This is a genomic window from Ilumatobacter sp. (genome assembly GCF_049588435.1).
GTDB lineage: Bacteria > Actinomycetota > Acidimicrobiia > Acidimicrobiales > Ilumatobacteraceae > Ilumatobacter_A.
In genome coordinates this window covers 1-4,375 of record NZ_JBAVYV010000191.1, presented here as the reverse complement: position 1 = coordinate 4,375, position 4,375 = coordinate 1, and the positions used below count along the sequence as shown (strand labels likewise).

At 67.0% G+C, this 4,375-nt stretch carries 4 protein-coding genes; 2 read left to right on the top strand and 2 right to left on the bottom strand.

Annotation, left to right across the window (positions count from 1 at the left end; all coding sequences use genetic code 11):
• Together WBV89_RS06960 and WBV89_RS06955 are read right to left on the bottom strand one after the other, a co-directional pair.
• Nucleotides 1-2,694, bottom strand: a 2,694-nt coding sequence (locus WBV89_RS06960) for an MMPL family transporter (RefSeq protein WP_423980605.1), incomplete at its 3' end; no start/stop codon positions are given.
• 186 nt (nucleotides 2,695-2,880) lie between these two features.
• Nucleotides 2,881-3,294, bottom strand: a complete 414-nt coding sequence (locus WBV89_RS06955; protein ID WP_423980604.1) for a hypothetical protein — start codon at nucleotides 3,292-3,294, stop codon at nucleotides 2,881-2,883.
• 218 nt (nucleotides 3,295-3,512) lie between these two features.
• Between WBV89_RS06955 and infC the strand changes: the two genes are divergently transcribed.
• Together infC and rpmI are read left to right on the top strand one after the other, a co-directional pair.
• A complete protein-coding gene (infC, locus tag WBV89_RS06950) occupies nucleotides 3,513-4,145 on the top strand; it encodes a translation initiation factor IF-3 (RefSeq protein ID WP_423980606.1) in 633 nt (210 codons plus the stop codon).
• A 1-nt stretch (nucleotide 4,146) separates the two neighbouring features.
• Complete coding sequence (gene rpmI, locus WBV89_RS06945; protein WP_423980603.1) at nucleotides 4,147-4,344, top strand: 50S ribosomal protein L35; 198 nt, start codon at nucleotides 4,147-4,149, stop codon at nucleotides 4,342-4,344.
• Nucleotides 4,345-4,375 lie beyond the last annotated feature (31 nt).

Here is a 4,375-nt window from a genome sequence, read left to right as displayed (position 1 = left end):
CATGCCCGCGGTCAGCACGCCCTCGAGGGCGATCGCCGCTCCCGGGCCCGGATGCGGCCAGTTCGCGAGTTCGTCCTCGCGCGCCAATCCCTGTCCCTCGACGTCGACGTGCGGAAGCAACCGGTCGAGGAATGCGGGGAGCCACCAGGCGTTGTGTCCGAAGAGCGCGAGGACGGCGGGGATGAGCACCATCCTCACGATGAAGGCGTCGATGGCGACGCCCGCCGCGAGCCCCAGTGCGATGGGCTGCATCGAGGCCTCCCCGCCCCGGATGAACGCCGCGAAGACGGCGGTCATGATGATCGCCGCAGCGGTGACCACCCGTGCCGAGGCCTGGAAGCCACGTTCGATGGCGCCGCGCGGCTCCCCATGATGGACGTAGTCCTCCTGCATCCGGCTGACGAGGAAGACCTCGTAGTCCATGGCGAGACCGAACAGCACACCCATGATGATGATCGGGGCGAAGCTCGTCACCGATCCGAGTTGGGCGACCCCCAGCGGCCCGGCGAGCAGCCCGTCCATGAACACGCGGCTGACGATGCCGAGGGCGGCTGCGATCGAGAGTGCGTACCCGAGCGCGGCCGTCACCGGCACGACGATGGAGCGGAAGACCATCATCAGCAGCACGAGCGACAGGCCGACCACGAGGAGGCCGAACGGAACGACGGCGTCTGTGAGCCGGACCGAGATGTCGACTCCGAGCGCCGTCGAGCCCGTGATCGACAGGTCCACTTCGTACTCCTCGAGGATGCGTGGCCCCTGGGCGCGCAGCGTCTGGACGAGTTCCTCGGTCTGCTCGGAGTCGGGTGCGCCGTCGGGGATGACCTGGATCACGGCCGTGTCGCCATCCTGGTTGGGGGTGGCCACGGGGACCAGGACCACGCCGGGTGTCGTGGCGATGTCGTCGGCGAGGTCCTGGACGAGATCCACGGGGTCCGTGCTCTGGATGACCGAGCCCGTGATCAACAAGGGGCCGTTGTATCCGGGACCGAAGTTGTCCGAGATGAGGTCGAAGGCCTCGCGTCCCGGTTCCTCCGTCGGCAACGTGCCCGCGTCGGGCAGTGCCAGCCGCAGATTCTGCGCCGGCCACGCCGCGATCACGAGGAGCACGATCGCGATCACGACGGTCGCGAGTGGCACCTTCGTGACCGTGCGCACCCAGTGGAAGAAGAACCCGCTCCCGAGCGCTTCGCTCGGTTCGTCCGGGTCGTGCGGGTCGCTCGTCACGTCCGGGTCGGCCGGGTCGGCCGGGTCGGCCGTCGCTGTGGCGGAGGGCGGAACTGCCGGGTTCGGCTCACCGGGCCCGGCATCCACCTCGTCCGCGTCCGGTTCGCCGATCCCGGTGTCGGTCTCGTCGTTGTCGCCCGTCGGCCCGGTGGTCCGCTGCCGACGTGGAAGCACCTTGTCTCCGGCAAAGCCGAGCAACGCTGGTGTGAGAGTCAGTGCAACGAGCGCAGCGGTTGCCACGGCGATCGCCGCGGCGATGCCCGTGATCGTGAGGAACGGGATCTGTGCCACGGCCAGGCCGAGGAGAGCGATGACCACCGTCGCCGCGGCGAAGACCACCGCCGATCCCGCCGTTGCGACCGCGCGAGGCGCCGAGACCTCCGGTGTCATGCCCTCCCGGAGTTGGTCCCGGTGGCGCGAGATGATGAAGAGGGCGTAGTCGACCCCGACAGCGATGCCGAGCATCACCGCGAGCAACGGCGCGGTCGAGGTGATCGTCAGGAATCGCGTCGCGGTGTACACGATTCCCACCGATGCACCCACACCGATCATCGCCGTGACGAGCGGCATCCCGGCAGCTGCGATCGCTCCGAACGTGAAGAGCAGGACGACGAGGGCGATGCCGAGCGAAGCCAGCTCACTGATCCCGACCCCGGCGTCGGGCTGCGAGTAGAGCTGGCCCCCGACGGCCACCGTCGATCCCTCGGGGAGTGCCGTTTCGAGGGCCTGACCCTGGTCCTGGATCTCGTCGGACGTGGATTCCAGGACCTGGGTGACACCGACCGAGAGTTGGATCGAAACGAGGACGGCGGAGTTGTTCGGGGCGATGTTCGGCGTCGGGTCGCTGGTCGCGCTCGTACCGCCATCGCTGCTCGATCCGCCGGTGCCGTCGGCCGAACTGGTCGCGTCAGCCGAGTCGGTCGTGTCGGTCGTGTCGGTCGTGTCGGTCGTGTCGGTCGAGTTCGCGACGTCGGCCGCACCGGAGGCACCATCTGGATCGCTGCAGTCGGTCGAGTCGGTGGTGCCGCTTGAGCCGGCCGGGTCGGTCGAACCCGACGTGTCGCTCGATCCCCCCGAGTCGCTCGAACCGCTGGAGTCGTCCGAGTCGCCGGCGCCGCTCGAGCTCGTCTGGTAGGGATCGGTGACCGCGCTGACCTGCGGGACGGTCTCGAGGCATGCGATCGCGGATTCGACGGCCGCGTGGAAGTCAGCGGACGTGACGTCGCCACCCGACGGAGCGACGGCGACGAGTTGGGCGGAGGTGCCGGCGAACTGGGGGAACGTGCGCGCCAGCGAATCGAGGGCATCCTGCGACTGCGTTCCGGGGAATTCGTAGGTGTTGTCCGGCCCCGTTCCGACCACACCTGCGATCACGATGATGACGGTCAGGATGAGCAGCCAGACGCCGAGAACGAGCCGGCGCGCGGCGAACGCCCACGCTCCGATCGCATACAACATCGCGGACATCCGGGTCTCCCTTTGCCCATTCCGACCCAACTGGGACTTCGACACTAGACGCGGGAGCGATCACGGTCGCGCGAAAGGGGAGGCGTGGGGGGTGGACGAGGGCGTCAAGCCTCGGTGATCAGCTCCGGCGATCTCGTCGCGATCTGGCCCGCCGATCGACGCGAAACGCGACGAGAATCTCGGGCGTCAGGTGGGGGATTGGGCGGTCTGGCCCTTGATCTGGACGAACGCGAGGCGGATGTTCTGCAGGGCACCGACCATCGTCGGCGCTTCGGGCCCGAGGCGGTCACCGAGCCCGTCGACGAGACACGCCAGCGCGTCGATGGCCAGCGCGGCCTGAACCAGATCCGGCTCCTCGGCCGAGAGGTGGATCGCGGCCAGCTCGTAGAGTCCCATCACGTGGTTGGTGATGACGACCTCGGCGGGCACCGACGCGAGTCGCTGACGGCTCTCCTCCATGGCCTGCTGGGCCTCGGCGATCTCCTGCTGCTGCTCGGGCGTCAACTGCTCGAACTCGGACCGGAAGTCCTCGAGCCCGGGAATCTCGCCCGAGAAGCCCGGGGTGTCGGTGGATTCGGTCTCAGAGGTTTCGTCGCTCACGCGCGGTACCCTACCGGGGCACAACTGAGGCGAAGTGGGACGCGAGTCCCCACCTGTCCACTCCTCGCAGCGACATCGCGGCACCGTGACACAGGTACTGAGGCTGAGACAGCCACCGGCCGATCCACGTGATCGGTCGAGTGTCGGTCGCTCCGCGGACTTCGCGTCGAGCACCAACATTCATCATGGGGAGGCCCATTGCACAGGAGTGAAGTCTCATAGCACCGCGACGACCAGAACCGCGTGGCGAACAGCACCGCGTCAACGACCGCATCCGCAGCCGCGAAGTCCGTTTGATCGGACCCAGTGGCGACCAGCTCGGAATCAAGGCGGTCCCCGAGGCGCTGAGGATGGCCCGCGGGCTCGACCTCGATCTCGTCGAGGTCGCCCCTCAAGCCAAACCACCCGTCTGTCGAATCATGGACTACGGGAAGTTCAAGTACGAGGAAGACCAGAAGGCCAAAGAGGCGCGCAAGAAGTCGACCAACGTGTCGGTCAAGGAGGTCAAGTACCGCCCGAAGATCGGCAAGGGAGACTTCGACACCAAGACCCGCAACGTGATCCGCTTCATCGACGAGGGTCACAAGGTCAAGGTCACACTGCAGTTCCGTGGCCGTGAGATGGCTCACCCGGAACTCGGTGCGAAGATCCTCGACGACGTGATCGAAGCCGTTGGTCCGGCCGCGAAACTCGACAGCCGCTCGCGGCTCGAAGGGCGCGCGATGTCGATGGTGCTTTCCCCGGACAAGCAGGCCCAAGAGGCCATGAAGAAGGCAGCGATCGCTGCCGAGAAGGAAGCTGCGGCCGAGGCCGTGAGCGAAGGCGCTACGGCTGAATCAGAAGGAGATTGAGATGCCGAAGATGAAGACATCGAAGACGGCCGCGAAGCGGTTCAAGAAGACCGGGACGGGACAGCTCCGTCACGAACACCAGAACAACCAGCACAAGTTCGAGTCGAAGTCGTCGAACCGCAAGCACCGGCTCGATCGGGATGTGGACGTTCACCCCAGCGACACGAAGCGGATCAAGCGCCTCCTCGCCGAGCGCTGACCGGACGCTGAAGCAGAAGTAGGAGAAGATC

Bases quoted from the DNA above. Each gene is read 5' to 3' on its own strand.
- rpmI (WP_423980603.1), top strand. From the start codon at position 4,147: ATGCCGAAGATGAAGACATCGAAGACGGCCGCGAAGCGGTTCAAGAAG.